This is a genomic window from Caulobacter sp. GW821-FHT11E11 (assembly GCF_058808315.1).
This window is the reverse complement of record NZ_JBXARO010000002.1, coordinates 290,878-316,386: the sequence shown is the minus strand read 5'-3', so window position 1 is coordinate 316,386 and position 25,509 is coordinate 290,878. Positions and strand designations below refer to the sequence as shown.

General features: G+C 68.1%; 18 protein-coding genes. 12 read left to right on the top strand and 6 right to left on the bottom strand.

What is annotated here, in order from left to right; genetic code table 11:
• From AC1RR5_RS05560 to AC1RR5_RS05510, 11 genes are all read left to right on the top strand, one after another.
• The gene (locus AC1RR5_RS05560; protein ID WP_056045755.1) at positions 1–288 is read left to right on the top strand and encodes a VirB3 family type IV secretion system protein; all 288 of its coding nucleotides are present in this window, start codon (positions 1–3) and stop codon (positions 286–288) included.
• Positions 267–2,639, top strand: coding sequence for a VirB4 family type IV secretion/conjugal transfer ATPase (locus AC1RR5_RS05555; RefSeq protein WP_492920099.1), 2,373 nt, complete (start codon positions 267–269; stop codon positions 2,637–2,639). The genes AC1RR5_RS05560 and AC1RR5_RS05555 overlap by 22 nt, the downstream gene beginning before the upstream one ends.
• Positions 2,639–3,808, top strand: coding sequence for a TrbL/VirB6 family protein (locus AC1RR5_RS05550; RefSeq protein WP_492920097.1), 1,170 nt, complete (start codon positions 2,639–2,641; stop codon positions 3,806–3,808). Before AC1RR5_RS05555 ends, AC1RR5_RS05550 begins: the two co-directional genes overlap by 1 nt.
• Complete coding sequence (locus AC1RR5_RS05545; RefSeq protein WP_492920095.1) at positions 3,805–4,530, top strand: TrbG/VirB9 family P-type conjugative transfer protein; 726 nt, start codon at positions 3,805–3,807, stop codon at positions 4,528–4,530. The genes AC1RR5_RS05550 and AC1RR5_RS05545 overlap by 4 nt, the downstream gene beginning before the upstream one ends.
• Positions 4,527–5,627, top strand: coding sequence for a TrbI/VirB10 family protein (locus AC1RR5_RS05540; RefSeq protein WP_492920094.1), 1,101 nt, complete (start codon positions 4,527–4,529; stop codon positions 5,625–5,627). The genes AC1RR5_RS05545 and AC1RR5_RS05540 overlap by 4 nt, the downstream gene beginning before the upstream one ends.
• Positions 5,624–6,622, top strand: a complete 999-nt coding sequence (gene virB11 / locus AC1RR5_RS05535) for a P-type DNA transfer ATPase VirB11 (protein ID WP_492920092.1) — start codon at positions 5,624–5,626, stop codon at positions 6,620–6,622. The genes AC1RR5_RS05540 and virB11 overlap by 4 nt, the downstream gene beginning before the upstream one ends.
• Before the next feature lie 193 nt (positions 6,623–6,815).
• Positions 6,816–8,411: a DUF1800 domain-containing protein gene (locus AC1RR5_RS05530; protein ID WP_492920090.1), complete on the top strand. Its 1,596-nt coding sequence runs from the start codon at positions 6,816–6,818 to the stop codon at positions 8,409–8,411.
• 5 nt (positions 8,412–8,416) lie between these two features.
• Positions 8,417–9,781: a DUF1501 domain-containing protein gene (locus AC1RR5_RS05525; protein WP_492920089.1), complete on the top strand. Its 1,365-nt coding sequence runs from the start codon at positions 8,417–8,419 to the stop codon at positions 9,779–9,781.
• A gap of 175 nt (positions 9,782–9,956) precedes the next feature.
• Positions 9,957–10,901, top strand: coding sequence for a 5-dehydro-4-deoxyglucarate dehydratase (gene kdgD / locus AC1RR5_RS05520; RefSeq protein ID WP_492920088.1), 945 nt, complete (start codon positions 9,957–9,959; stop codon positions 10,899–10,901).
• Positions 10,902–11,052: 151 nt separating this feature from the next.
• Positions 11,053–11,961, top strand: coding sequence for a LysR substrate-binding domain-containing protein (locus AC1RR5_RS05515; RefSeq protein WP_492920087.1), 909 nt, complete (start codon positions 11,053–11,055; stop codon positions 11,959–11,961).
• Between the two features lie 61 nt (positions 11,962–12,022).
• On the top strand, positions 12,023–13,588 hold the full coding sequence (locus tag AC1RR5_RS05510) for a carboxylesterase/lipase family protein (RefSeq protein ID WP_492920086.1): 1,566 nt from the start codon (positions 12,023–12,025) through the stop codon (positions 13,586–13,588).
• Here the strand turns inward: AC1RR5_RS05510 and AC1RR5_RS05505 are convergent.
• From AC1RR5_RS05505 to AC1RR5_RS05495, 3 genes are read right to left on the bottom strand one after another with little or no spacing between them, the layout of a single operon-like run.
• Positions 13,585–15,081 carry a right-handed parallel beta-helix repeat-containing protein gene (locus AC1RR5_RS05505; protein ID WP_492920085.1) on the bottom strand — a complete coding sequence of 499 codons (1,497 nt, stop codon included), beginning with the start codon at positions 15,079–15,081 and terminating at the stop codon, positions 13,585–13,587. The two genes, AC1RR5_RS05510 and AC1RR5_RS05505, sit on opposite strands and share 4 nt — an antisense overlap.
• A gap of 18 nt (positions 15,082–15,099) precedes the next feature.
• Positions 15,100–16,944 (bottom strand): DUF8034 domain-containing protein, encoded by a 1,845-nt coding sequence (locus AC1RR5_RS05500; RefSeq protein ID WP_492920084.1) that lies wholly within the window; start codon positions 16,942–16,944, stop codon positions 15,100–15,102.
• 2 nt (positions 16,945–16,946) lie between these two features.
• A complete protein-coding gene (locus AC1RR5_RS05495) occupies positions 16,947–18,263 on the bottom strand; it encodes an MFS transporter (RefSeq protein WP_492920083.1) in 1,317 nt (438 codons plus the stop codon).
• 378 nt (positions 18,264–18,641) lie between these two features.
• Between AC1RR5_RS05495 and AC1RR5_RS05490 the strand changes: the two genes are divergently transcribed.
• Positions 18,642–21,431 carry a TonB-dependent receptor gene (locus AC1RR5_RS05490; RefSeq protein WP_492920082.1) on the top strand — a complete coding sequence of 930 codons (2,790 nt, stop codon included), beginning with the start codon at positions 18,642–18,644 and terminating at the stop codon, positions 21,429–21,431.
• A 310-nt stretch (positions 21,432–21,741) separates the two neighbouring features.
• On the opposite strand, the gene AC1RR5_RS05485 is transcribed toward AC1RR5_RS05490, so the two are convergent.
• From AC1RR5_RS05485 to AC1RR5_RS05475, 3 genes are all read right to left on the bottom strand, one after another.
• Entirely contained in the window at positions 21,742–22,764 is a 1,023-nt protein-coding gene (locus AC1RR5_RS05485; protein ID WP_492920081.1) for a helix-turn-helix domain-containing protein, read from the bottom strand.
• Positions 22,765–22,945: 181 nt separating this feature from the next.
• Positions 22,946–23,956: an alpha/beta hydrolase gene (locus AC1RR5_RS05480; RefSeq protein ID WP_492920080.1), complete on the bottom strand. Its 1,011-nt coding sequence runs from the start codon at positions 23,954–23,956 to the stop codon at positions 22,946–22,948.
• A 12-nt stretch (positions 23,957–23,968) separates the two neighbouring features.
• Complete coding sequence (locus tag AC1RR5_RS05475; RefSeq protein ID WP_492920079.1) at positions 23,969–25,393, bottom strand: glycoside hydrolase family 28 protein; 1,425 nt, start codon at positions 25,391–25,393, stop codon at positions 23,969–23,971.
• Between the last annotated feature and the right edge of the window lie 116 nt (positions 25,394–25,509).

The window sequence follows — 25,509 nt, the reverse complement described above, 5'->3', positions numbered from 1 at the left end:
ATGGCCGCGCCGCTGGATCGCGACGTGGTGTTCGGCGCCCTGACGCGCCCGCAAATGTTTGCGGGCGTGACCTACAGCTACTTCGTGATCAACGGGGTGGTCACCGCCGAACTCTTCCTGATCACCAAGTCGTTCTGGGCCATCGCGGCCGCGCTGGTGATCCACGCGATCGGCTACGCGGCTTGCCTGCGCGAGCCCCGCATCTTCGATCTCTGGCTGACCAAGGTAAGCCGCTGTCCCCGCGTACCCAATTTCCGAGCCTGGCGATGCAACAGCTACAGCGCCTGAACCCGCGTAAAGAGGCCACGGCTGGCAAGCGCCTGCCCTATGCTCGCCACCTGGACGACGTCACGCTCGAGACCCGCGACGGCCTGCTGATGCAGGTCATCCACCTGGCCGGCCTGCCGTTCGAGACGGCCGACAGCGAAGAGCTGAACTACCGCAAGGCGGTGCGCGACGTGATGCTGCGCGGCCTGTCGTCCTCGCGCTTCGCCATTTACCACCACATCGTCCGCCGCCAGGTCGACGCCCGCACCCAAGGCGCCTTCGCCGACGCCTTCAGCGCCGAGCTCGACGCGATCTGGAGCGAGCGCCTGGCCGCCCGCAAGCTCTACGTCAACGACCTGTTCCTGACGATCGTCCGCCGCCCGCTGCAAGGCCATGGCGGCGTCATCGACGGCCTGCTGCGCGCCCTCAAGGGGACCGGCAAGGCCGAGGCCGCCGCCGTACAGGCCGCCGACCGCCGCGAGCTGGACAGCGCCACGGGCAGCCTGATCTCAGCCCTAGCGCCCTATGGCGCGCGGGTGCTGGGCGTCTATGACGGCGCGACCGGCCGCTGCTCGGAACCGCTGGAATTCCTGTCCTGCCTCTACAACGGCGAGATGCGCCCGGTGCTGGTCCCGCAAGGCGACGCCGGCGAGTACCTGCCTTATCGCCGCGCCAGCTTTGGCCTGGAAACGCTGGAGCTGTCGCGCGCCGGCGCCCTGGCGCGTGGCTTCGGGTCGATGGTTTCGATCAAGGACTACCCGGCCCAGACCACGCCGGGGATGCTGGACGACCTGCTGCGCCTACCGTGCGAGATGGTCGTCACCCAGAGCTTCGGCTTCGTCGACCGCCAGCCGACCCTGGAGCGGATGAACCTGACCCTGCGCCGCATGAAGGCCGCCGACGATGATGGCCTGTCCCTGCGCGCCGACCTGACCCGCGCCAAAGACGACGTCGTCTCGGGCCGCGCCGCCTTCGGCGAGCATCACCTTACCGTGCTGGTGCGCGGCGAAACCCTCGACAGCCTCGACCGCTCCACGGCGGAAGTGATGTCGGCCTTCACCGAGATGGGCGCCATCGCCGTGCGCGAGGACATCAATCTGGAGCCCGCCTTCTGGGCCCAGTTCCCGGGCAACTTCAAGGATATCGCCCGCAAAGCACTGATCTCGACCGCCAATTTCGCCGGCTTCGCCAGCGGACACAACTTCCCGGTCGGCCAGGCCGAGAACAACCACTGGGGTCCCGCGGTGACCCTGCTGGAGACCACCTCGGCCGGCCCGTACCACTTCAACTTCCACAAGGGGGATCTCGGCAACTTCACGATCATCGGCCCGTCGGGTTCGGGCAAGACCGTGGTGCTGAACTTCCTGCTGGCCCAGGCCCGCAAGTACAATCCGCGCATCGTGTTCTTCGACAAGGACCGCGGCGCCGAGATCTTCCTGCGCGCCATTGGCGGTCGTTACGAGACCCTGCGTCCGGGCCAGCCGACGGGCTTCAACCCGCTGGCCCTGGCCGACACTGCTGCCAACCGCCGCTTCCTGACCGAGTGGGTCGCCAAGCTGGTCTCGATCCCGGGCGAGCCGCTCTCCGCCGACGACACCGCGCGGATCAAGGACGCCGTCGACGCCAGCTTCGACCAGGCTCCAGGCCTGCGCCGCCTGCGCTACTTCGCCGAGCTGTTCCGAGGCTCGCGTCGTCCCGACGCCGCCGACCTCGCCGCCCGCCTGGCCCCCTGGCACGGCGCGGGCGAGCATGCCTGGCTGTTCGACAACGAGGCCGACGGCCTGGACCTGGACGCAGCCACCCTGGGCTTCGACATGACCCAGCTGCTGGACGACCCGGCCATGCGCACCCCGGCCATGATGTACCTGTTCCACCGCGTGGAGCAGCGCCTGGACGGCCACCCGACCCTGATCGTCATCGACGAGGGCTGGAAGGCCCTGGACGACGACGTATTCGTGGCTCGTATCCGCGACTGGGAAAAGACCCTGCGCAAGCGCAACGGCGTGGTCGGTTTCGCCACCCAGAGCGCCCAGGACGCCCTGGAAAGCCGCATCGCCAGCGCCATCATCGAGCAGGCCGCCACCCAGATCTTCATGGCCAATCCCAAGGCACAGGCGAAAGACTACTGCGAGGGCTTCGGCCTGACGGCGCACGAGTTCGAGCTGGTGAAAACCCTGCCCGACACCTCGCGCTGCTTCCTGATCAAGCACGGGACCGACAGCGTCGTCGCCCGCCTGAACCTGGCCGGCGCGCCCGAACTGCTGACCGTACTGTCGGGCCGCGAGAGCACCGTGCGCAAGCTGGACGCCCTGCGCGAACAGCTGGGCGACGATCCGGCGACCTGGATGCCCAAGCTCGTGAGGGCCGCGTAATGGCCTCCTGCGCGCAACTCCCCGTCGACGCCCCGATGGTCGAGGGCCTGATCGGCTCGGTCGACTGCAGGGTCCATGACCTGGCCACGAGTGGCTACGCCGCCCTGGCCGGTCCGGGCTCGCCCGTCGCCCTGCTGCTGACCGGCCTGATGACCCTGTACGTGGTCTTCATCGGCTACCGCCTGATGCTGGGCCGCGGCGGCCTGCGCGTCGGCGACGCCACCATGTCGGTCCTGAAGGTCGGCATCGTCGTGGCCCTGGCCACCAACTGGCCGTTCTTCCAGACCCTGGTCTATGACACCTTGACCAAGGGCCCGGCCGAGGTCGGCAGCCTGCTGCTAGGCCAATCGGCCCATCCGTTCCTCGCCCTGCAGGACGCCTTCGATGGCCTGCAGAAGTCCGCGACCCTCATGGCCAGCCGCGCCAGCGTCGGCGCCGCCGCGACCCAGGGCGGTCCCGGCTTCGGCGCTTTCGCGGTCAATACCGGCGGCATGACCCTGGTCCTGTCGACCCTGGGCGTGCTGCTGGCCTCCAAGGTCGTGCTGGCCATCCTGCTGGCCCTGGCCCCGCTGGTCGCCGGCCTGCTGCTGTTCGAGACCACGCGCGGCCTGGTCGAAGGCTGGCTGAAGGCCATGATCGCCCTGGCGATGGTCCCGATGGTCGCCGTCCTAACGCTGTCGCTCGAGCTGGCCATGCTGGCCCCATCGCTGAAGGCCCTGGCCGAGGTGCGCGCGGCCCAGCAGTTCGCCGCCTTCGACATCGGCCCGGCCGTGACCGTGCTGGTGCTGAGCCTGGTCTTCGCCCTGGTGATGGTGCTGGCCGTCATCGCCCTGGGCGTTATCGCCGCCGGCCTGCGCCTGCCGCGCGGCCTGGTGGGCAATGCCTGGAGCAACGAGGCCGCCGCGCCGGAAGCCCCCCGCTACGCCACCTCGCAAGTCGAGCCACTGAGCCGCGCCGCCACTGTCGCCGCCGCGGCCGCCGCCCTCGACCGTCGCGACGTCGCACCCGCCCCTTCCGACCCGATCGGCCCGCGCATGCTGACGGTCGTCTCCGACCGTGGCCTGGCCGCGCAAGCCGCCTACGCCGCGCCCAGCGCGCCGCTCGGCCAGACCTATCGCCGTACCCCCGCCCCCCGCCGCGCCGCCTCGGGCGCCCGGAGAGACCAGTGACCTTCGCTTACCCCCGCACGCTGTTGGCCGCGCTCGCGCTCGCGACGGCCTTCGCCGGCCCCGTGATTGCCGCCGACGCCCCGCGCCCCGGCGCCGTCGACCCGCGCATCCGCACCGTCGCCTACGACCCCGATCAGGTCGTGCGCCTGACCGGCTATTTCGGCATCCAGACCATGCTGGAGTTCGCCCCCGACGAGCGCATCGAGAACGTCTCGATCGGCGACGCCCTGGGCTGGCAGGTGACGCCGAACAAGAAGGCCAACCTGCTGTTCCTCAAGCCCCTGGACCGCACGGCCGCCACCAACATGACCGTGGTGACCGACCGTCGCCGCTACGTGTTCGAGTTGGTCGTCGCCGGCCCCAAGGCCACGACCAAGGACCTGGCCTATGTGGTCCGCCTTCTGGTCCCCGCCCCCGCCGTCGTAGTGGCCACGCCCCCGCCGCCGCCCGCCGCGCCTGTGGCCCGCAACGCCAGCTACAGCGTCAAAGGCGACGCCACCATCCAGCCGACCAAGGTCTTCGACGACGGCTCGGCGACCTATTTCGCCTGGCCACAGCAGGCCGACCTGCCGGCCGTGTTCGTAGTCGGCGCCGACGGCGTCGAGGGCCTGGCCAATGCCGTGGTCCGCGACGGCTACTTGGTCGTCGACCAGCTGGCGCCGAAGTTCGTGCTGCGCTCGGGCAAGTCGAGCCTGACGGTCACCAATGAGGCCGCCCGATGACCGACCCGCGCCAATCCGCCCAAGTGCAGGAAGACCTCTCCGTCGCCGACGCCCAGGCCCAGCCCCGGGTCGCCCGCGCCCATGCCGGCCTGCCGACGCCCGTGATCATGGCCGGTTTTGGGGTGCTCGGCGTCGGCGTCTTCCTGTGGATGGCCAGCCACCGCGCCGACGCCCAGCCACGTCCGCCGCGCAACGCCCCGGCCGTCGCCGCGACCGCCCTGACCGCGCCCGCCGCGCCGCAGGCCGTCATCCCCGGCCCGCAGTTCACCGAGAACAACAGCCTGCCGGCCACCCCGGCCCAGATCGCCGCCATGGCCGCCGAGCCGCTGCCGCCCGTCCCGGCCGTCGACCTGGACCAGCGCCGCCGCGCGCCGACCCTGGTGGTCGACTTCGGCGGCGCCCCAACGCTGATCAAGGCCAATGCCGAGACCATGCCGACCGCCGCGATGGCGACCAAGGCCGTCGACACCGGCCTCAACCCCGACGAGAAGTTCGCCGACCGCATCGGGACCAGCGACGCCGAGCCGGCCAAGGCCACGGCCATGCGCGACCTGGACGCCGTCATCCCCCAGGGCGCGGTGATCCCCGCCGTGATGGAGACGGCGATCAATTCCGACCTGCCGGGCCTGGCCCGCGCCATGGTCGTGCGTGACATCAAGAGCTTCGACGGCTCGACCGTCCTGATCCCGCGCGGCAGCCGGGTCATCGGCCAGTACAAGTCCGGCGTGGCCATGGGCGCCTCGCGGGTGTTCGTGATCTGGACGCGTGTGATCCGTCCAGACGGCGTCTCGATCCAAATTGCTTCTCCCGCTGCCGACCCGCTGGGTCGCGGCGGCCTGGAGGGCAAGGTCGATCGGCACTTCTTCGGCCGCTTCGGCGGATCGATCCTGATGTCGGTGCTGAACGCCGGCGTCGCCGCCATCGGCAATGCCCGTTCGACCTCGCAGATCTATATCGGCTCGGCGGCCCAGGCGGCCAGCATGGCCGGCACGGTGATGAAGAGCGACGAGGTCGCCCCGACCATCCAGACGCCGCAGGGCGCGCCGGTGACGATCTTCGTCGCCCGCGACCTCGACTTCTCGAGCGTCCGCAAATGACCGCGCTCGCCCACAAGGCCCTGGCGCCGAAGTTCGGCGTCTATCTGGAGGCGTATCTCGCGCCCTTAGCGCCGTGGCTGGCCGATCCGGCGGTGACGGACCTCTACGTCAACCGCCCCGGCGAGCTGTGGGTCGAGCGCCTCGGCGGAGCCGCTGAGCGCGTCGAGGTCCCGGCCCTGGACGAAACCAACCTGTGGCGCCTGGCCCGCCAGGTCGCCAGCCTGTCCAGCCAGGGCATCAGCCGCGAGCACCCCCTGCTCTCGGCCGTTCTCCCCGACGGCGCCCGCGTGCAGGTCGTGGCCCCGCCAGCGACGCGTGAGGGCCTGGCCCTGGCGATCCGCAAGCACGTGGTCAGCGACCTTAGCCTCACCGACTACGCCAGCAACGGCGCCTTCGCCGGCGTCATGCAGCCCAAGCCCAATTCGGACGCCTTTCTGCGCGCCTTCCTGGACGCTGGCGACATTCGCAACTTCCTGGCCGCCGCCGTGCGAGCAGGCAAGAACATCGTCGTCAGCGGCGGCACCTCGACCGGCAAGACCACCTTCCTCAACGCCTTGCTGAAGGAAGTCCCGCTGGACCAGCGCCTGGTGCTGATCGAGGACGCGCCGGAGGTCCGCCTGATCCACCCCAACGCCGTCGGCCTGGTGGCCGTGCGCGGCGATCAGGGCGAGGCGCGCGTCACCACCGAGGACCTGCTGCAGGCCTCGCTGCGCCTGCGTCCTGACCGCATCATCCTGGGCGAGCTGCGCGGGGCGGAGGCCTTCAGCTTCCTGCGCGCGGTGTCCAGCGGCCACCCCGGCTCGATGACCACCGTACATGCCGACGATCCAGCCGGCGCGGTCGACCAGCTGGCCCTGATGGCCTTGCAGGCCGGCGCCAATCTGCGGCGCGCCGACGTGGTCGATCACGTCCAGCGGGTCGTCGACATCTTCGTCCAACTTCATCGCCAAAACGGCGTCCGCGCGGTTCGGGAGATCACCTTCCAGGACCGCTAACCCTTCAACCCTGTTCAGTTTTCCAGCTTCAGGCGCGCCGCCCTCGCGACGCGTCAGGGACCTTGTCATGCGTAATCGGTACTTTGGCTCGGCGGCGGCGTTGAGCTTATCGATCTTCCTCTCGGCCTGCGGCGGCTCTGGATCCAGTTCCGGCGGGTCCAGCTCGAGCGCATCGGCTCCGGCCAGCGCCCCGTTGCCCGACACGATCGGCGTCGCGCCCTCGGGTGAGATCCTGCCCGACGAGGCCGCGCGCTTCGCCAAGCAGGCCAGCTTCGGCCCGACACCGGAGCTGATCAGCGCCATCGTCGCCAAGAAGTCGGTCGCCGCCTGGATGGACGAGCAGTTCGCCCTGAGCACCAGCACTTATGCCGACCTGATCAAGCCGGTGCCCAGCACCTTCTGCTCGGCACAGTTCCCGGCGGGCGCGGACCTGAACAACTGCAACCGCGACAACTTCTCGGCCACGCCGATGCAGATGCGGTTCTACGCCAACGCCATCGGCCGGCAGGACCAGCTGCGCCAGCGGGTCGCCTTCGCCCTGTCGCAGATCATCGTCGCCTCGGCGGTCGACGTCGGCAACACTACCGGCCTGGCGACCTTCAACCAGATCCTGCTGGGCAATGCGTTCGGCAACTACCGCGACATCCTCCAGGCCGTCACGCTCAACCCGTACATGGGCGAGTACCTGGACATGGCCGACAGCAACAAGAGTCAGCCCAACGAGAACTACGCCCGCGAGCTGATGCAGCTGTTCGCGTTCGGCACGGTCCTCTTGAACCCCGACGGCACACCCCAGACCGACAACACCGGCGCGACGATCGCGACCTACAGCAATACCGACGTCAAGGAAGTCGCCCGCGCCCTGACGGGTTGGACCTATGCCCGCCTCGACAACGCCGCGCTGACCGACAACACCAAGCGCGACTGGTCCAAGCCGATGGTGATGAACGCCGCCCGCTTCGACACCGCCGCCAAGACCTTCCTGGGCAAGACCGTTCCGGCCAACGCCACCCAGCAGGCCAATGTCGACGCCGTGGTCGACACGATGTTCAACCACCCCAACACCGCGCCCTACATCAGCAAGCGCCTGATCCAGCAGCTGACCCTGGCCAACCCGACGCCGGCCTATGTCGGCCGCGTCGCGGCGGTGTTCGCCAACAATGGTGCCGGCGTGCGCGGTGACATGAAGGCCGTGGTGCGGGCGATCTACCTGGATCCCGAGGCCCGCACCGTCTCGCAGCTGCCCGGCAAGGTGAAGGAGCCGGTCCTGCTGGCGACTTCGCTGGCGCGGGCCATCGGCTACACGACCGACGGCTACGCCTTCATCACCCGCGACGCCGGCATGGGTCAGGCGCCGTTCCGCGCCCCGTCGGTGTTCAACTTCTATCCCTACGAGTTCCCGCTGCCCCAGGGCGATGGTCTGCTGAGCCCGGTCAGCAAGCTGATGACCACCTCGACGACCATGAGCCGCCACAACTTCCTCTACGACTGGACGGTCGGTGGCGACGCCACGCGCGGTGAGTTCCAGAAGCAGACGGCGATCAGCTACTCCACCGGCACGTCGCCCGTCTGGGCCAACTGGGAGGCGCTGGGCGCCGACGACGGCAAGATCGTCAACCAGATCAATCTCGTCCTGCTGAACGGCACGATGACCAAGGCCCAGCGCCAGTCGGTCCTCACCGCCATGGCCGCCGTCAAGAACAGCAACGCGGCCCTTCAGACCCGCAAGCGCGCCCAGGTGGCGCTCTACATCGTGGCGTCCTCGCCCCTCTTCCAAGTGGATCGGTAAGCGTAATGACCGTCTCTCGTCGTGAACTCCTGCGCCTGACCGCCGGCGGCTCGGCCGTCGCCGCCTTGGGCCAGCTCGGCCTCTCCAGCGCCCTGGCTGCCGACACCTCCGGCTATCGCGCCATGGTCGGGGTCTTCCTGTTCGGCGGCAACGACGCCTGGAACATGGTCGTGCCCAATGACGGCCGCTACGCCGACTACGCCAAGCAACGCGGCTCGGGCATCGCCTTGCAGCAGTCGAGTCTGGCGCCGCTGACCGGCACGGCCTTCGGCCTGCACGGCGCGATGGCGGCCCTGAAGCCCGCCTGGGACGACGGCGCGCTGAGCGCGGTGCTCAATACCGGCACCCTGTTCGCGCCGTTGACCAAGGCGCTCTACACTAGCCGCCCCGACCTGCGCCCGGTGAACCTGATGTCCCACGAGGACCAGCAGAACCAGTGGCAGGGCATGCGCACCCGCGCGATCAACAACAACGGCTTCATGGGCCGGATCAACGACCGCGCCCAGGCCGCCAGCCTGCCGCCGCTGATCTCGGTCGCCGGCTCCAACCTTTGCCTGATCGGCGACCGCACCGCGCCGCTGATCCTGCCGTCGTCCGGCTCGATCGTCCGCAACGGCTATAACGCCGCCAGCACCGACGCGGCCGTGAAGGCGCGCCAGGCGGCGCTGGACGTGTTCGCCGACGCTTCGTCGTACGGCGCGATCACCGACCTGACCGGCAAGGGCATGAGCTCGGCCTACGCCCAGGCTGTGGCCGCCAACACCGTCATCAGCTCGACGACCTCGACCGTGGACAAGTATTTCGTCCACCCCACCACCGGCGCGGCCCTGACCTCGGACATCTCCCGTCAGCTGCTGCGCGCGGCGCGGATGATCGAGGCGCGCGGCACGCTGGGTCACGCCAAGCAGACCTTCTTCGTCAGCCAGGGCGGTTACGACACCCATACCAACGAGCTGGCCAGCCACAACAATCTCTACGGCGACCTCGCCAACGCCCTGGCAGGTTTCTACAACGCCATGAAGGCCCTGAACCTGCAGGACAACGTCACCGCCTTCACGATGTCGGACTTCGGCCGGGTGTTCAAAGGCAACGCCAGCGGCGGCACCGACCACGCCTGGGGCTCCAACCACCTGGTGCTGGGCGGCGCTCTGGCCAATGGCAAGGTGCATGGCCGCTATCCGGACATGACCTTCGGCGGTCCGGAAGACACCTCCAACGACGGCCGCTGGATCCCGTCCATCGCCACCGAGGAGTACGTCGGCGCCATCGCCCAGTGGTACGGCGTCAGCGCCGCCGACATGCCCTACATCTTCCCCAACTGGGCCAACTGGAACGGCGGCGGCCGAGGACCCGTGCCGCTGTTCGGATAGGCATCAGGGCGCTGGCCGCGAGCACCGGTCAGCGCTCCACTTCGATCAAGCCAAATTCTGTATCGGTCCATAGCGCCTTTGGCTTAGACCGCGACCCAAGCCCTCTCTACCGTGACGATCAACAAGCGGCCTCCCGGAAAGACCCGAGACGAGGCCGCCGCTCGGAGAGGACTTCATGAGCCGAATGTCGCCGACGGAAATGGCCCGCCAGCTCGGCGGCGGCCTGCTGTCGTTTCCCGTCACCCATTTCGATGCCGACCACCAGTTCCTGGAAGCGCCCTACCGCGAGCACTGCGGCTGGATGCTGGAACGTGAGCTGGCCGGCCTGTTCGCCGCCGGCGGCACGGGCGAGTTCTTCTCGCTGCGCCCCTCTGAGGTCGGCCAGGTGGTCCGCGCCGCCGTCGCCGAGACCAACGGCAAGATCCCGGTTATCGCCGGGGCGGGCTACGGCACGGCCATCGCCACCGACCTGGCCGCTGACGCCGAGGCCGCCGGCGCCGACGGCGTGCTGCTGCTGCCGCCCTTCCTGACCAACGCCACGCAGGAAGGCCTGGCCGGTCACATCGAGGCGGTCTGCAAGGCCACCAAGCTGGGAGTCATCGTCTATAATCGCGACAACGCCATCATCAACGAGGACACCCTCGAGAAGCTGTGCGACCGCAATCCGAACCTCGTGGGCTTCAAGGACGGCGTCGGCGATCTGGAGCTGATGATGCGGGTCTATGCTCGCATGGGCGACCGCCTGACCTATATCGGCGGCCTGCCGACGGCCGAGACCTTCGCCCTGCCCTATCTGGAGATGGGCGTGACGACTTACTCGTCGGCCATCTTCAACTTCATGCCGGAATGGGCGCTGGAGTTCTACAAGTCGGTCCGCGCCCGCGATCGTGAGGCGGTGATGACCGGCCTGCGCGACTTCGTTCTGCCCTACATCACGCTGCGCAATCGCGGCAAAGGCTACGCCGTCTCGATCGTGAAGGCCGGCATGAAGGCCATCGGCCGCGACGCCGGTCCGGTGCGCCTGCCGCTGACCGAACTGACCCCGGCGGAATTCGGTGAGCTGCAGGGCCTGATCGCCCGCGTCAACATCACCGACCAACGCCGCGCCGCCAACGGCTAAGGCTGGACGGGTCGATGCGCGCCAAGCATCGACCCGCTCCGCACATCCGATGAACGCGTTCACGCCCCTGCCCGGCAAGAAGACGTTGGCGATCGGGCCGAACGAGCGTCTAGCTTCGCGCCTCCAAGGTGTCGTCGATGGACGTTTTCCGATGTTCGAACTGAGCCAGCTGCGCTGCTTCGTCGCCACGGCCGAGGAGCTGCATTTCGGCCGCGCCGCCCAGCGGCTGAACATGACCCAGCCGCCGCTGAGCCGGCAGGTCCAGCTGCTCGAGCGCATCCTGGGCGTCACGCTGCTGGACCGCACCAGCCGCTCGGTGCGCCTGACCCCTGCTGGCCGCGCCTTCCTGCTAGAGGCCCGCCGCATCCTGCGCCTGGCCGAGAGCGCCGCGCTGGCCACCCGCCGCATCGCCAGCGGTGAGGCCGGTCAGATCGCCATCGGCTTCACCGCCGCCTCGGGCTACAATTTCCTGCCGCAGTTGGTGATCCTGTCCAAGGCCCGCCTGCCCAACGCGGATCTCACCCTGCGCGAGATGGTCACCCGCGAGCAGGTCGAGGCGCTGCTGACCGGCCGTATCGACATCGGCTTGGTCCGCCCGCCGATGGAGCGGGTCGAGTTCGCCACCGCCCGCGTGCTGTCCGAACCGCTGGTCGCGGCGCTGCCCACAGGTGACGCCCGCCTGGCCAAGGCCTCGCTGACCTTGGCCGACTTCGATGGCCAGCCGCTGATCATGTATTCGCCCGAGGGCGCGGGCTATTTCTACAACATGCTGACCACGCTGTTCGACGCCAACGGCGTGGCCCCGAACTACGTCCAGCACGTCACCCAGATCCACTCGATGCTGGCCCTGGTCCATGCGGGCCTGGGCGCGGCGATCGTGCCCGAGGCGGCCATGAGCCTGCATTTCGACGACGTGCAGTTCCGCCCCGTGGCGACCACACCCGACCGGCCGGTCGAGCTCTACATGGCCTGGCGCAAGGACAACGAGAGCCCGATCCTGCAAGCCTTCATCGACCTGTGCCTGGCCGAGGCCTCGCCGTCGGAGCCAGGCGCGCGCTAAAGGCGCGCCGTCTCTCCCTCGGCGGGCTGACGCCCAACGAAAAGACCTTGGGAGAGACCACATGACCCTCGATCGCCGCGCCGTGCTGGCCGGAGCCGCCGCCTTATCCGTCGCCACGCGGGTCAATGCCGCCGGCGTCGCCGCGCCGGTCGCGATCACCACGACCGGCCGCGTGCGCGGGGCGCAGGTCGACGGGATCAAGGTCTTCAAGGGCGTCCGCTACGGCGCGGACACCTCGTCGCGCCGCTTCCAGCCGGCGCAAGGACCTCAACCCTGGAAGGGGATTGCTGACGCCCTCGCCTATGGCGCGGCCAGCCCCCAGAGCAAGGCCGACGAAGGGACCAGCGAGGACTGCCTGTTCCTCAATGTCTGGACGCCGGGCGTCGCCGACGGGAAGAAGCGGCCGGTGATGTTCTACGTCCACGGCGGCGCCCACGCGAACGGCTCTGGCTCCAGCCCGCTGTACGACGGGACCTGGCTGGCCAAGACCTATGACGTGGTGGTGGTGACGGTGAACCACCGCCTGAACTGCTTCGGCTACAGCTACCTGGCGCGGCTGGGCGGACCGGAACTGGCCGACAGCGGCAATGTCGGCAACCTCGACCTTATCCTGGCCCTGCAGTGGGTGCGCGACAACATCGCGGCCTTCGGCGGCGATCCCGGCAACGTCATGACGTTCGGCCAGTCGGGCGGCGGCGGCAAGTTGGTGACCCTGATGGCCATGCCCCGCGCGGCAGGCCTGTACCACAAGGTCGCGACCATGAGCGGCCAGCACGTCACCGCCATGGGTCCGATCCACGCCACCATCCGCGCCAAGGCCTTCATGGAGAAGCTGGGCCTCAAGCCCGACCAGACCGAGGCCCTGAAGTCCCTGCCCGCCGCCGAGCTGGTCGCGGCGCTAAAGATGCGCGATCCCTTGGAGCGCAAGGGCAACATCGTCTTCTGGTCGGTGCTGGATCACGGCGTCCTGGCCCGCCACCCGTTTTATCCGGATGCCCCGCGCGCGAGCGGCCACATCCCGATGATCATCGGCAACACCCACGACGAGACGAAAGCTTTCCTGGGCGGCGATCCCAAGAACTTCGCGCTGACCTGGGAGGAGCTGCCGGGCAAGCTGGACAACGAGCTGGTGCTCGACATGTCGCCGGACTACCTGGTCGCCAGGTACCGAGCGCTCTATCCGAACTACAGCCCGTCGGATTGCTTCTTCGCCATCACCACGGCGGGGCGGTCATGGCCTGGCCACCTGATCCAGGCCGAGCAGCGGGCCAGGATCGGCGCGCCGGCCTGGATGTACCAGCTAGATTTCGGCGCCCAGACCGATCCGAAGATGGGCGCCTATCACAGCTACGACATCGCCCTGGTGTTCGGCACGCTGACCGCCAAGGGTTCGATGACCGGCACGGGGCCAGCCGCCCAGAAGGTGCGCGACCAGATCAGCGGGGCTTTCGTCAACTTCGCGCGGACGGGCAACCCGAACGGCGCGGCGATCCCGGCGTGGGATCAATACACCCTGCCCCGTCGGCCGACCCTCGTGATCAACGAGACCTCGAAGATGGTCGACGATCCCCGTAAGGAAGAGCGCGAACTGTTCTCGGCCGCGCCGTTCCTGAAGGAAGGGACCTAGCGCAGCGCAACCGGCTTGGAGAATGCCGAGCTCGCGCCGGCCGCCGTGGTGGTCGTGGCGGTGATGGCCGAGCCGGCCGCCGCGCCGTCGACCTCGCCGGCGAAGGCCGCATTGCCCACGCCGTCGGTGACCGCCTGGATCGAACCCAGATAACGCTCGCCCTCGGCGATCCCGGCCTTGCCGGCGAAGACCTCGAGGGTGACCAGGCTGGCCGGCGGGCCTTGCAGCACGCCCTTCACCGAGAGCTTGCCGCCAGCCCGCTGCACGGCCGAGAGGCTGGGCGGCGCCAGACCGAACTGCGCTTGCGGATGGCAGCCCACCGGGTCGTCCTGGTTCAGGCAGATCACCGCCGCACCGGCCTTGTCGAACACCACGCCCATGCCGCGCGAGCCGACGAAGCTGCCGTGCTCCAGGCCCGGCGGGCCGATGACGATGCCGCCTCGGACCATCTTGGGATCGCACGAGCCGCCGGCCGAGCAGCGCATGATGGGAAGGCCGTTGCCGGCGATGCTGTTCTGGCTGATGCGGTTGACGGCGACTTTGGCTTCCGGACGGACGGCAATGCCGATGCCGTTGCCGCGGATTTCGTTGCCCACAACCATGTTGCCCGCGCCCGTCAGGCTGATCCCAAAGGCGTTGCCTTCGAAGACGTTGGCGCCGATGTAGTTGCGCGCGCCCCAGTTCGACTGCAGGCCGTCGGAGTAACGAACGAAGCGGTTGTGGACGACGGTATTGTCGTTGCCCCACAGGATCTCGATGCCCTGCGACGGCTCCAGATTGTCAGTCCCGCCGTCGAAGACATTGTCGGCGATCAGGTTGAAGGCCGCGCCGCGCGTCAGCTCCAGGCCGTCGCCGTTCTCCAGGAAGGTGTTGCGCAAGACCTTGTTGTCCAAGGTCGTGTTCGAGGTCGAGCCGCCCTTGCCGTCGTCGCCGCTGAGCATGACGCCCGCGCCGCCGATATTGCGGACGATCCGGTTGTCGACGACCACCGCGTTCGAGGTGCGCAAGATCAACACGCCAATGCAGAAGTTGCGGATCTCAAGACCCCGCAGCGTCACGCCTTTGGTGTCGACCAAAGCAAAGCCAGGATTGCTAGCGGTGCGGACATTGGTGCCGTACTGGCCAGGCACCATGCCGGGGCAGGACTTCAGGTCGCGCGGCAGGTAGCCCGAGCCGTCGACAACGTTGTGCCCGCCCGATCGCGCGAAGGCTTGGCCCTCGATCGAGATCGGGCCCTTGATCGCCGGCAAGGCCGACTTCAGCACGATGGTCGGCGCGGCGATCTCGATGCGGTAGCGGCCGGGCTCGGCGTTACTGGTCGCGATCGCCCAGCGTAGCGAGCCCTGCGCCTCGTCATCGGCCTCGCGGTCGACCAGCAGCAGCGCGGTCTCAGACCCCGTGGCGGCCGGGCCACCAGCGGCGACCGCCGCGATCGGCTTCGGATCAGGCGTCTGAGCCAAGGCCAGCGCCACGAGAGCCCACGTGCCGATCATCGATCTCTCCTTACGAAACTAGGCCCGGTCCCAGGGGAAGCTCAGGGTCGGGGCGTTCGTATAGCGCTTCATCTTGAAGGTCAGCCGTGCGCCAGCGCCGGGAGCCAGCTTTAGCGTGAATGCCGAGGAGTCGACCGGGACCGCGGCCCCCTCGCCCACCGCCGCGCTCAGGATCTGGTGCTCGGCATAGGCGCCGCCCTGCACCGTCACGGTGCGCGGGGAAACCTGGTTGGTGTTGACCAGGGTCACCACCGTCTCGTCCTCGCCCAGCTTCTCGACCAGGGCCGAGACGTCCGGCGGGATGCCGGCGCGGCGGCGTTCGGGGTCGAACCAGCGCAGGCGGGCATAGCGCAGCGCCCCGCCCTGCGACGGCGAGGTCCCCGACCAGGCCGGTCGGGCGATATTGATGCCGCCCTCCATAAGATGGATCAGCGCCGTGACGCTGGCCGGGGTGATGTCCAGGGTGGCGTCGGCCAGACGCGTGTCAGGTGAGGTGTTGTCGTCGCGCTGGGCCTGGGCCTTGGCGCGGACCCGCTCCAGGTCGGTGCGCAGCGCCTTGACCGGATATCCGGCGTCCTTGCCCTCCAGGTACGAGACCCACGGATGGTCGGCGGCGCGGGCCCGGTCGCTGGCCTTCTGCGACATGTACCAGATCTCGAGGCCGTTCAGCCGGTACTCGCCGGGCGCATAGCCGTACCAGCCCTTGGCGCCGTACATGCGCGGGGTCATGACCTTGCCGTCGACGGTCTTCTTCTGGGCGTTGATCACGTCGTTCTGGCGTCGCCAGACGTCGAGATACTTGTCGTCGCCGGTCAGCAGATAGGCGTTGAGGAAGCCGACCACGGCGCGCGGCACGCGGTTGCGGTCCTCGCGCTTGCCGGTCTGGGGGACCACAGGGCTGAAGCCCCAGCCGTAAGTCCCGCTCCACCACTGGCCCTTGGGTCCGCCGATCTTGCCGTCGAGGCCGACCTTGCTGGGCAGGACGTCGCCATTGGCCTTGGCGCGATCGATCCAGGCGTCGACGTAACTCACGATCCAGTCGCGATACTTCAGCTCCTGGTCCAGCATGTAGGCGTTCAAAACCAGGCTGGTGGCCTGCAGGTTCAGCGGCGCATCGCCGACCACATCGCCGTATTCGTCGTAGTGGTGCAGCGTCTGTTCGTAGGTGTTCTCACCGTGCTCCATGAAGAAGTGGGTCGGATCGAACCGGTCGCCAGCCCAGTCCAAGGGCGTCGCCTGACGCAGCATCGGTCCCTTGCTGCCGGTGATCATGCTGCGGATGATCTTCAGCTTCGGGTCGTAATTCGGGACTGCCTTGTCCTCGCCGGTATAGAAGCCCGAGAAGCGCTTCACGCGGTCGCGATAGCGGGCGTCGTAGGGGTCCGACAGGCCCAGCAGGTTAAACACCGACAGACCCTCGGACAGGTGCTGCCAGTCGGTCATGACCGGGAATTCGTGGAAGTACATGCCCTCGCGGGCGAACGGCACCTCGACGGTCTTGGCCGCCGTGTACTGGCGCACATTGCCCTCGAAGGCCTTCTTGGCCATGGCCAGGACCTCGTCGCCCGCACCCAGCGCATGCAGGGTCGGCCAGTCGTTGACGTTCTCGATGGCGTCGTCGGGACCATCATTGGCGCCCCAGCGCTCGACGGCCAGCAGGTAGCCGCGATCGTCGAAATAGCGCGCGAAGAAGGCGGCGCAGGCCTCCTCGTTGGCCCTCAGCAGTTCGCGTTGCAGCAGCGCCCATTCGGGCGGGGCCATCGGCGTCGAGACCGTGACGATCGGCGCGGCGGTAGCAGGCTTGGCAAGTGCGGCGAAGACCAGGGCCGAGGCGCCGGCCAGGATCGAGCGTCGGGTCGTCATGCTCAGGCCGCCTTCAGTTCCAGGCGCTGGATTTTCCCGACGATCAGGAAATAGGCCAGGATGCAGATCACGCAGTGGGCGCCGACGAAGATCAGGGCCCCGTCGAACGAGCCGGTCGCCTTGACGATGTAGCCGATGACGATCGGCGTCACGATGCCGGCGACATTGCCAAAGGTGTTGAAGATGCCGCCGGTGACGCCGGCCATCTCCTTGGGCGAGGTGTCGGCCACCACCGCCCAGCCCAGCGACGCCACGCCCTTGCCGAAGAAGGCCGCGGCCATGATCACGATGACCAGCCACTCCTGCTCGACGTAGTTGCAGACGATGATGCAGGTGGCCAGCACCATCCCGAGGAGCAAAGGCGTCTTGCGGGCGATGTCCAGATTGCCGGTCTTCTTCAGCAGGCCATCCGAGATCATCCCGCCCAGGATGCCGCCGGCGAAGCCGCACAAAGCCGGCAGGGCGGCGGTGAAACCGGCCTGCAGGATCGACAGGCCGCGCTCCTTGACCAGGTAGATCGGGAACCAGGTGACGAAGAAATAGGTCAGCACGTTAATGCAGTACTGGCCCAGATAGACGCCCAGCAGCATGCGGCTGGACAGCACCTGCTTGACGTTGACCCAGTTGAAGGCCGCGCCGTTGGCCGCGTTCTTCTCTTCCATCCGCACCAGGCCGCCGCCGGCCTCGATATAGTCGACCTCGGCCTTGTTGACGGCGGGGTGGGTCAGCGGGCTGTGGATCAGCTTGACGAAGACCAGCGCCGCCAGGATGCCGACCACGCCCATCACCCAGAACACCGAGCGCCAGCCGAAGCTGTGGGCCAGCCAGCCCATCAGCGGCGCGAAGGCGACCAGCGAGAAGTACTGGGCCGAGTTGAAGATCGCCGAGGCCGTGCCCCGCTCCGAGCCCGGGAACCAGGCCGCGACGATGCGGGCGTTGGCCGGGAACGACGGCGACTCTCCCAGGCCCACCGCGAAGCGCATGGCGAACAGCACGATGGCCGCCGTCAGGCCCGTGAAGAAGCCGGCGAAGCCCTGCAGGGCGGTGAAGCCCGACCAGACGATCAGGGCGATGGTGTAGATCTTCTTGGAGCCGAACTTGTCCAGCAGCGCCCCGCCGGGGATTTGGCCCAGCACATAGGCCCAGGCGAAGGCCGACAGGATGTAGCCCATCGCCACCGGGTCGAGGCCCAGCTCCTTCGACGCCGACTGGCCGGCGATCGAGAAGGTCGCGCGGTCGGCGTAGTTGATCGTGGTGATGATGAAGAGGACCGTGATGATCAGCCAGCGCACTCGCGTGCGCTTGGTGGAGTCGGTCATACGCGTCCCTTCCCTTGTGAGCCGATCTGTCGTCGGCATCGTTCAGGGCGACGCTAGAGGCGCCGGCTTCCCAGGTCTAAGTCAATTAGCCTATCGACCGATCCACGGGCGACATGGATCGAGGCCGTTCGTGTATCGAAATGTGTCCAGACCACGCTCTTCCGCGCGGCCATTTGGGCTGAAACCCCTAAAAACGCGTCTGAACTGCGCTTCCAGAGACCTCTCAGCCCCCGATCCGTGCCGAACGCGCATCAGTCCATACCTGATTGAGATTGGCCCTGGACGAAAACCCGCTCCTATCCTGAAGCCAACAAAGAAGGTGGTTCGACCGCCTTCGGATCGAAAGAGACCCGCGACACGCGGGCACTGGGAGGGATGATGTCGATCAACCACAAGCCCGCGCGCGCCATCTTGGCGCTTAGCGCTTCGGCCCTGGCCCTGACGCTGGCCACCGCCGCCGCCGCGCAGGAGGCCGCTCCGGCCACCACCGCTTCCGACGAGGTCGAGGCCGTCGTCGTCACCGGCTTCCGCGCCAGCCTTCAGAGCGCGATGAACATCAAGCGCAGCTCGAGCGGCGTCGTCGACGCCATCAAGGCCGAGGACATCGCCCAGTTCCCCGACCTGAACCTGGCGGAGTCGCTGCAGCGCATCCCCGGCGTCTCGATCTCGCGGATCAACGGCGAAGGCCGCCAAATCACCGTGCGCGGCCTGGGCTCGGACTATACCCGCGTCCGCATCAACGGCATGGAGGCCATCTCCACCACCGGCGGCACCGCCAACAGCGGCGGCACCAACCGCGGCCGCGGCTTCGATTTCAACGTCTTCGCGTCGGATCTCTTCAACAGCATCGCCGTGCGCAAGACCGCCTCGGCCGACGTGGAAGAAGGCTCGCTGGGCGCCACGGTCGACCTGGACATCTCGCGCGCCTTCGACAGCCGCAAACCCCAGCTCGTGCTGTCGGCCGGCGCCAGCTACAACGACCTCGCCGAGAAGACCACGCCGCGCTTCTCGGCCCTGGCCAGCCGCACCTTCTTCGACGGCAAGCTGGGCGTCCTGGTCTCGGCCGCCTACGAAGAGCGCCACCTGAAGGAAGAAGGCGCCAACATCACCCGCTGGTCCACCGGCGGCAGCAACGGCGGCTTCAACGCGGCCTCGACGATCCCGGGCTACACGATCGCCCAGATCAACGAGGCCGACGCGACCAAGGCCATCTTCGCCCCGCGCATCCCGGCCTATGTCAGCTACGACATCAAGAACAAGCGCACGGGCCTGGCTGGCTCGCTGCAGTTCAAGCCGGACGCCAACACCGAGATCAACTTCGACGCCCTCTACGCCTATCTGGCCGGCGTGCGGAAGGAAGCCCAGCTGCAGGCCATCGGCCTGTCGCGCGCCACCACCGGCAAGCCGCAGACCATCATCCGCGACGGCGTCGTCGAGAACGGCAACCTGGTCTATGCGCGCATGGACAATGTCGATCTGCGCACCCAGTCGGCCTATGACGAGCTGAACACCGAGTTCAAGCAGTTCACCCTGTCTGGCAAGCGCCACTTCGGCGACCGTCTGATCATCGGCGCCCTGGCCGGCTACTCGGACTCGACCTTCACCCAGCCGGTCTCGACGATCGTCACCTTCGACCGGGCCAACAGCGCCAACTACGTCTACGACTTCCGTGGTGGCGGCGCGCCCAAGATCGACCTGGGCTTCGACCCAACCGCCCCCGCCAACTGGTCGGCCATCAACGGCACTTCGGAAGTCCGTATCCGCCCCACCTTCGTCGAGAACCAGTTCTCGACCGCCAAGGTCTATGGCGAGTGGGAAGCCAACCAGAACCTGAAGATCAAGGCCGGCGTTGACTGGCGCAAGTTCGAGTACGACAGCTACGGCCTGTACCGGACCAGCGAGACCGTCAGCCAGACCCTGACCGCCGCCGAGCTGGCCTCGGTGTCGAAGGTGTACAGCGGCTTCGGCAAGGGCCTGGACATGCCGGCCGGCAACGCCACCGCCTGGCTGGTGCCCGACATCGACAAGTACGCCGCCCTGCTGAACATCTACAGCAACACCGGCATCTACGCCCTGACCGGCACCAACAACAGCTCGGCGCGCGGCCAGTACGGCGCGGTCGAGGAGCAGGACACCGGCGCCTATGTCCAGGCCGAGTTCCGCTTCGAAGCCCTGGGCCTGCCCTTCCGCGGCGACGCCGGCGTGCGCCGCGTCCACACCAAGCAGGAGTCGGCCGGCTACGCCGCCGTCGGCGGCGTGGTCCAGCGCGTCGACGTCAAGCGCGACTACGACCTGACCCTGCCGTCATTCAACCTGGCGGCCGACGTCACCGACACCTTCGTGGCTCGCGTCAGCGCCGCCAAGACGATCGCCCGCCCCGGCATCGGCTCGCTGTCTCCCGGCGGTGACGTGTCGGTGCAGGGTTCGAACCGCAGCTACAGCTCGGGCAACCCCTATCTGAACCCGACCCAGTCCAAGAACCTCGACGTCTCGCTGGAATGGTATCCGTCGTCGGGCACGATGTTCGCCGCCGGCTTCTTCTACAAGAAGATCGACACCTTCGTCGCCACCCTGAGCGAGTCGCGCGTCTACAACACGCTGGGCCTGCCGGACTCGCTGATCGCCGGCACCACCGCCACGCCGGACATGGTGTTCAACGTTTCCAAGCCCCTGAACACGGACGGCGGCAGCCTGAAGGGCTTCGAGCTGAACTTCCAGCAGCCCTTCACCTTCCTGTCGGGCTGGATGAGCCACTTCGGCGTGATCGCCAACTACACCTACGTCGCTTCCAAGCTGGACTATCCGACCACGACGACGCCGGGCGGACCGGTCATTGTCGAGGACCTGATCGGCCTGTCCAAGAACGCGGCCAACGCGACGCTCTACTACGAGACCCCGAAGTGGAGCATCCGCGGTTCGCTGGCCTATCGCGGCGGCTACCTCACCGCGGTTCCGGCCGCCGACAACAACCTCGTCGCGACCACCAACGAGACCCTGAACGTCGACATGCAGGCCAGCTGGAACATCCGCGAGAACCTGAAGCTGTCGGTCGAAGGCGTGAACCTGACCGACGAGTTCAACGACCAGAACGTCGGCTATAGCGATCGCCTGAACGTCTACACCCACAGCGGCCGCCAGTTCATCGTCGGCCTCCGCTACAACTTCTAACTCGAACGTCCTCCCCGGACTTCCCAGGCGTCCTTCCTTACTTACCCCCGCCTGGTTCGACTCGCGCCGCCTCTCCTCCCGGAGGCGGCGCGTTTTGTTTGCGCCTGCCATCGGAACTTGGAGGTGTGATGAGGAGGGAGAGAAGGCCGGCAGCACTCACTGAACGCCGCCGGCTAGGTGCTCGTCGGTGGGGTGACGAGAGGGCGCGGACCCTACGTCGCCGAGGCCGCGCAAGGCAATCCCACTCTCCCTATGCGTGAAGCTTAACCTTACGACGCCTCGCCTTGGGCGCCCCGGGCCCGCGATCGGCCTAAAGGCTACGCAGCCAGGTCCAGACATCGTCGGGCCGCTCCAGCACCGACAGGCCTTCCTGACGCGCGGTTTCGCCGACGCGGCGCAGGCGGCCCGGCGTGACGCCGAACCGGCCCCGGAAGGCGCGGCTGAAGTGGGCGTCGGACCGGAAGCCGTGGCGATAGCCGATCTCGCCCAGCGTATGCTGCTCGGCGCGATCGTGCAGGATGGCGTCGAAGGCCTGGTCCAGACGCCGCCCCTGGATGAAGGCGCTGACCCCGCCCACGGGCTCGAACACCTTGTAGAGCAGGCTGCGCGACACCCCCAGGCACCGGCGGACGGCTTCGGGCGACAGCTCCACGTCGTCCAGGTTTTGCTCGATGAACTGCCGGCCCGAGGCCAGCAGCATCTTCTCGACCGGCCGTGGGTCATCGGTGGCGGACGCGGCATGGGCGGCGATGGCCGCGCCGGTCAGCGCCACGATGGCCTTGGTCGCGGCCTCGGCGTCGTCGGGCGTCATGCGGTCGAGCACTTGGCTCAGCGCCTGGATGTGCGCGCTCAGCAGGTGGCCCGTGACACTGTCCTCGGACACCACCAGGCCATGGAAATCCAGACCGCCCTGCCCTTGCAGCAAGGCGCGCGGGATCATCACGTACAGCGAGCGGTAGCCGCCGGTCGTCATCTCGAACGGCCGGGCCATGTCGACCAGCCGGATCTGGCCCATGTGGCCGCCAGCCTCGCGGCCGTCATAGTCGCCGCGCCAGCCGCTGTCCTCCAGTTCGACCACCACCATGACCGTGTCGCCGCCGTCGACCAGGATATGCGACAGCTTGCGCTCGAACCGCTGCGGTACGCCCGAACACTTGGCCAGCACGACCACGCCCAGGTGATAGGCCTCCAGGGTGTTGAAGAAGGTCGCCTCGGGCGACTGCAGCGTGATGTCGAACAGGTGCGCGCAGCCCTTGCGGTACTGCTCGAACGCGTCGTCCTGGTCCCCGGCGTCCAGCAGCCAGACATCTCTACGCAAGGCGGTATCGGGCAAGGAAATCTCTACAGACGAGAGTCGGGGACCGGCAGGCAATAAAACGTGGATTTCCGATCAATGACAGCCCCCGTCACCTTGAGCGAGAAGCATGTGCAGCAGCACACTAGATGTCGGTGGGGCATGGTGTGCGACGCGAGTGGTCGTCGAACCCCGCCGGTTCGACGACCCGAACTCTCCTTCAGATGAATTTCAGACGGCGCAGCCAGGCCTCGAAGGCGTCGGGCCAGCGCGAGGCCGGGTTGTTGGCTGGCAGGCTGAAACCGAAACCGTGGCCGCCCTCCTGGTAGACGTGCAGCTCGGCCGGGACCTCGGCGGTCTTCAGCGCCTGGAACAGGGTCAGGCTGTTGGTCACCGGCACCGTACGATCGTCCGCCGCGTGCAGGACGAAGGTCGGCGGCAGGCCGTTGCGGACGCGCTCGCTCAGCGGCTTGGCGGTCTCGGCGCTGACGGCGGCCACGCCCGGCCGCGCGCCCACGGTCATGACGCCGTAGCCGACCATGACGACATCCGGGCGGGCTGACTGCTGGTCGGCCGCATCTACCGGCTCGTAGACCGTTGCGTCGTGGCGGGTCAGAGAGGCGGCGGCCAGGTGACCACCGGCCGAGAATCCCATGACACCGATACGGTTCGGATCGACGCCCCAGGTCTTGGCGTTCGCCCGGATCAGGCGCACCGCCCGCTGCACGTCCTGCAACGCGGCGTCGTAGCCATCGGCCCAGCCGTCGACCGGCAGGCGGTAGTTGAGCACGAAGCAGGTGATGCCGGCCTTGATCAGTCGCCGCGCGCCGCCCGCGCCCTCCTTGTCGACCGCCAGCCGCATGTAGCCGCCGCCCGGCAAGATCACCATGGCCGCGCCGTTCGGCTTCTCGGGTCGGAAGATCTCCAGGATCGGGCGCGAGACATGCATCACCGCCCGGTCGTGAGCGGCGGGCGAACCGCGCTCCAGGACCTGGCGCACCACCGTGACACCCGCCGCGCCGGGCACGCGCCCGACCGGCCACAGTTCGACGACTTCCTTGGACAGCAGGCCCGCCGGCTCCGGCGGCGCGGGGATGATCACCGGCGCGGCCGGCGTGCCGGTCAGGGTCGCGTCGGCTGGCCGCGCGGCCTGGGCCGAGGCGCGGCCAGCGACCAGGCTCAAGGCCAGAGCGCCCGTCAGCGCCCGCCGGTTCAGGCGGAGGTCTCGCACGCTCTTCTCTCCCTAGTTAGGCCGCCCACTGACCTGGCCGAAGCGATAGGCCGGCTCGGTGGCGACCACATCGGCCGGCCGCGGCGTGGGGTCACCGGCGACCGCGCCTTCCAATCCACGCCCGGTGACGTTGTTCGTCGCCAGCTTGGGCCCTTCGGCGATCGTCACGTTGATGTTTTTCAGCTCGACATTGCGCAGATTGGCCAGGCGGATGCCGCGCTTGGCCGTGCCGGTGATGTCGCGCAGCACCAGGCCGTCGACCGGCTTGTCGGGGTGGACGTTCACCGCCTCGACCAACGCGGGGACGTCGGTGACCTTGATGCGCTCGAAGACGATGTTGCGCACGGTCGGGATGCCGGCCAGGCCCGGCACCGGAAACTGGTCCTGCTTGCCGCTGTCCAGGAAGTTCAGGCGCAGGAAGCCCTGCCCCGTGTTCGAGACCTCGAGGTCGCGCATGACGATGTCCTCGATGAAGGCCCCGCGCCCCGGCCGGCTCTTGATGTAGATGGCGAAGGTGTAGGCCGACAGACACTTGCATCGCTCGACCAGCACCCGGCGCACGCCGGCCGAGGTCTCGCTGCCGATGCCGATGCAGGCCCAGCGGCGGTCGCGGAACACGCAGTCCAGGATGGTCACATCCTCGGTCGGCCGGGCGATCATGTTGCCCTCCAGGCCGCGACCGGACTTCAGCGAGATGCAGTCGTCGGCGACGTCGAAGTCGCAGCGCTCGATCAGCACCCGGCTGCACGAGTCGACGTCAATGCCGTCCGCGCCGCCGTGCACGATGACATCGCGGAACATCACGTCCTCGCAATAGACCGGGTGGATCGACCACATGTCGTTCTGTTCGGTGCGGAGATCGGTGACGCTGAGGCCCTTCACCTCGACGAACTCCAAGAGCGCCGGATGGCGATAGCCGGTGGCCTCCTCGACGCGCCGCTTAATCGCCGAGGAGGCCACGATGTGGCCCTTGCCGGTCAGGGCGACGTCATGTGCCTCACGCGCCCAGACCAAGCCGATATAGCCCGGCACGAAGCGGCCCTCCCAGCGCACCTGCACCACAGGATAGTCAGCGAGGTCCGGCGAGCCCTGCAGCGTCGCGCCGCTGTCGATGCGCAAGGTCGTGCGCGAACCGATGCGGATGGCGCCGGTCAGGAACGTCCCGCCGCTCAGCACCACCTCGCCACCGCCCAGAGTGGCGCAGCGGTCGAGAGCGGTCTGGATCGCGGCCGTGTCCTTGGTCACGCCATCGGCCTTGGCCCCGAAGTCGCGGGGATCCAGCACCACCGGGCTCTTCAGCTTGCGGACCGGCAGCACCGGCCGAGCCGGCGCCTTGGCTTTCGAGGTCTGGGCCTGGGCCGGCAAGGCGGCGGCTGCCGCGAGGCCGATGCCGCCGACGATCAGACGACGGGTGGCGGAGACTGGGCTGTGGCTCATGGAAGTCCCTAACTCACTGAACTTGTTCTGGCCTCGACGCCCGGCTCCCGAAGGCCACGACAAAAGTCCCGAAGCGCTTGCGACAAAGCTTCGGCGAACCCGGAACCCTGTCAACG

Bases quoted from the DNA above. Each gene is read 5' to 3' on its own strand.
- AC1RR5_RS05560 (WP_056045755.1), top strand. From the start codon at position 1: ATGGCCGCGCCGCTGGATCGCGACGTGGTGTTCGGCGCCCTGACGCGC.
- AC1RR5_RS05555 (WP_492920099.1), top strand. From the start codon at position 267: ATGCAACAGCTACAGCGCCTGAACCCGCGTAAAGAGGCCACGGCTGGC.
- AC1RR5_RS05550 (WP_492920097.1), top strand. From the start codon at position 2,639: ATGGCCTCCTGCGCGCAACTCCCCGTCGACGCCCCGATGGTCGAGGGC.
- AC1RR5_RS05540 (WP_492920094.1), top strand. From the start codon at position 4,527: ATGACCGACCCGCGCCAATCCGCCCAAGTGCAGGAAGACCTCTCCGTC.
- virB11 (WP_492920092.1), top strand. From the start codon at position 5,624: ATGACCGCGCTCGCCCACAAGGCCCTGGCGCCGAAGTTCGGCGTCTAT.
- AC1RR5_RS05525 (WP_492920089.1), top strand. From the start codon at position 8,417: ATGACCGTCTCTCGTCGTGAACTCCTGCGCCTGACCGCCGGCGGCTCG.
- kdgD (WP_492920088.1), top strand. From the start codon at position 9,957: ATGAGCCGAATGTCGCCGACGGAAATGGCCCGCCAGCTCGGCGGCGGC.
- AC1RR5_RS05515 (WP_492920087.1), top strand. From the start codon at position 11,053: ATGTTCGAACTGAGCCAGCTGCGCTGCTTCGTCGCCACGGCCGAGGAG.
- AC1RR5_RS05510 (WP_492920086.1), top strand. From the start codon at position 12,023: ATGACCCTCGATCGCCGCGCCGTGCTGGCCGGAGCCGCCGCCTTATCC.
- AC1RR5_RS05505 (WP_492920085.1), bottom strand. From the start codon at position 15,081: ATGATCGGCACGTGGGCTCTCGTGGCGCTGGCCTTGGCTCAGACGCCT.
- AC1RR5_RS05500 (WP_492920084.1), bottom strand. From the start codon at position 16,944: ATGACGACCCGACGCTCGATCCTGGCCGGCGCCTCGGCCCTGGTCTTC.
- AC1RR5_RS05495 (WP_492920083.1), bottom strand. From the start codon at position 18,263: ATGACCGACTCCACCAAGCGCACGCGAGTGCGCTGGCTGATCATCACG.
- AC1RR5_RS05490 (WP_492920082.1), top strand. From the start codon at position 18,642: ATGTCGATCAACCACAAGCCCGCGCGCGCCATCTTGGCGCTTAGCGCT.
- AC1RR5_RS05475 (WP_492920079.1), bottom strand. From the start codon at position 25,393: ATGAGCCACAGCCCAGTCTCCGCCACCCGTCGTCTGATCGTCGGCGGC.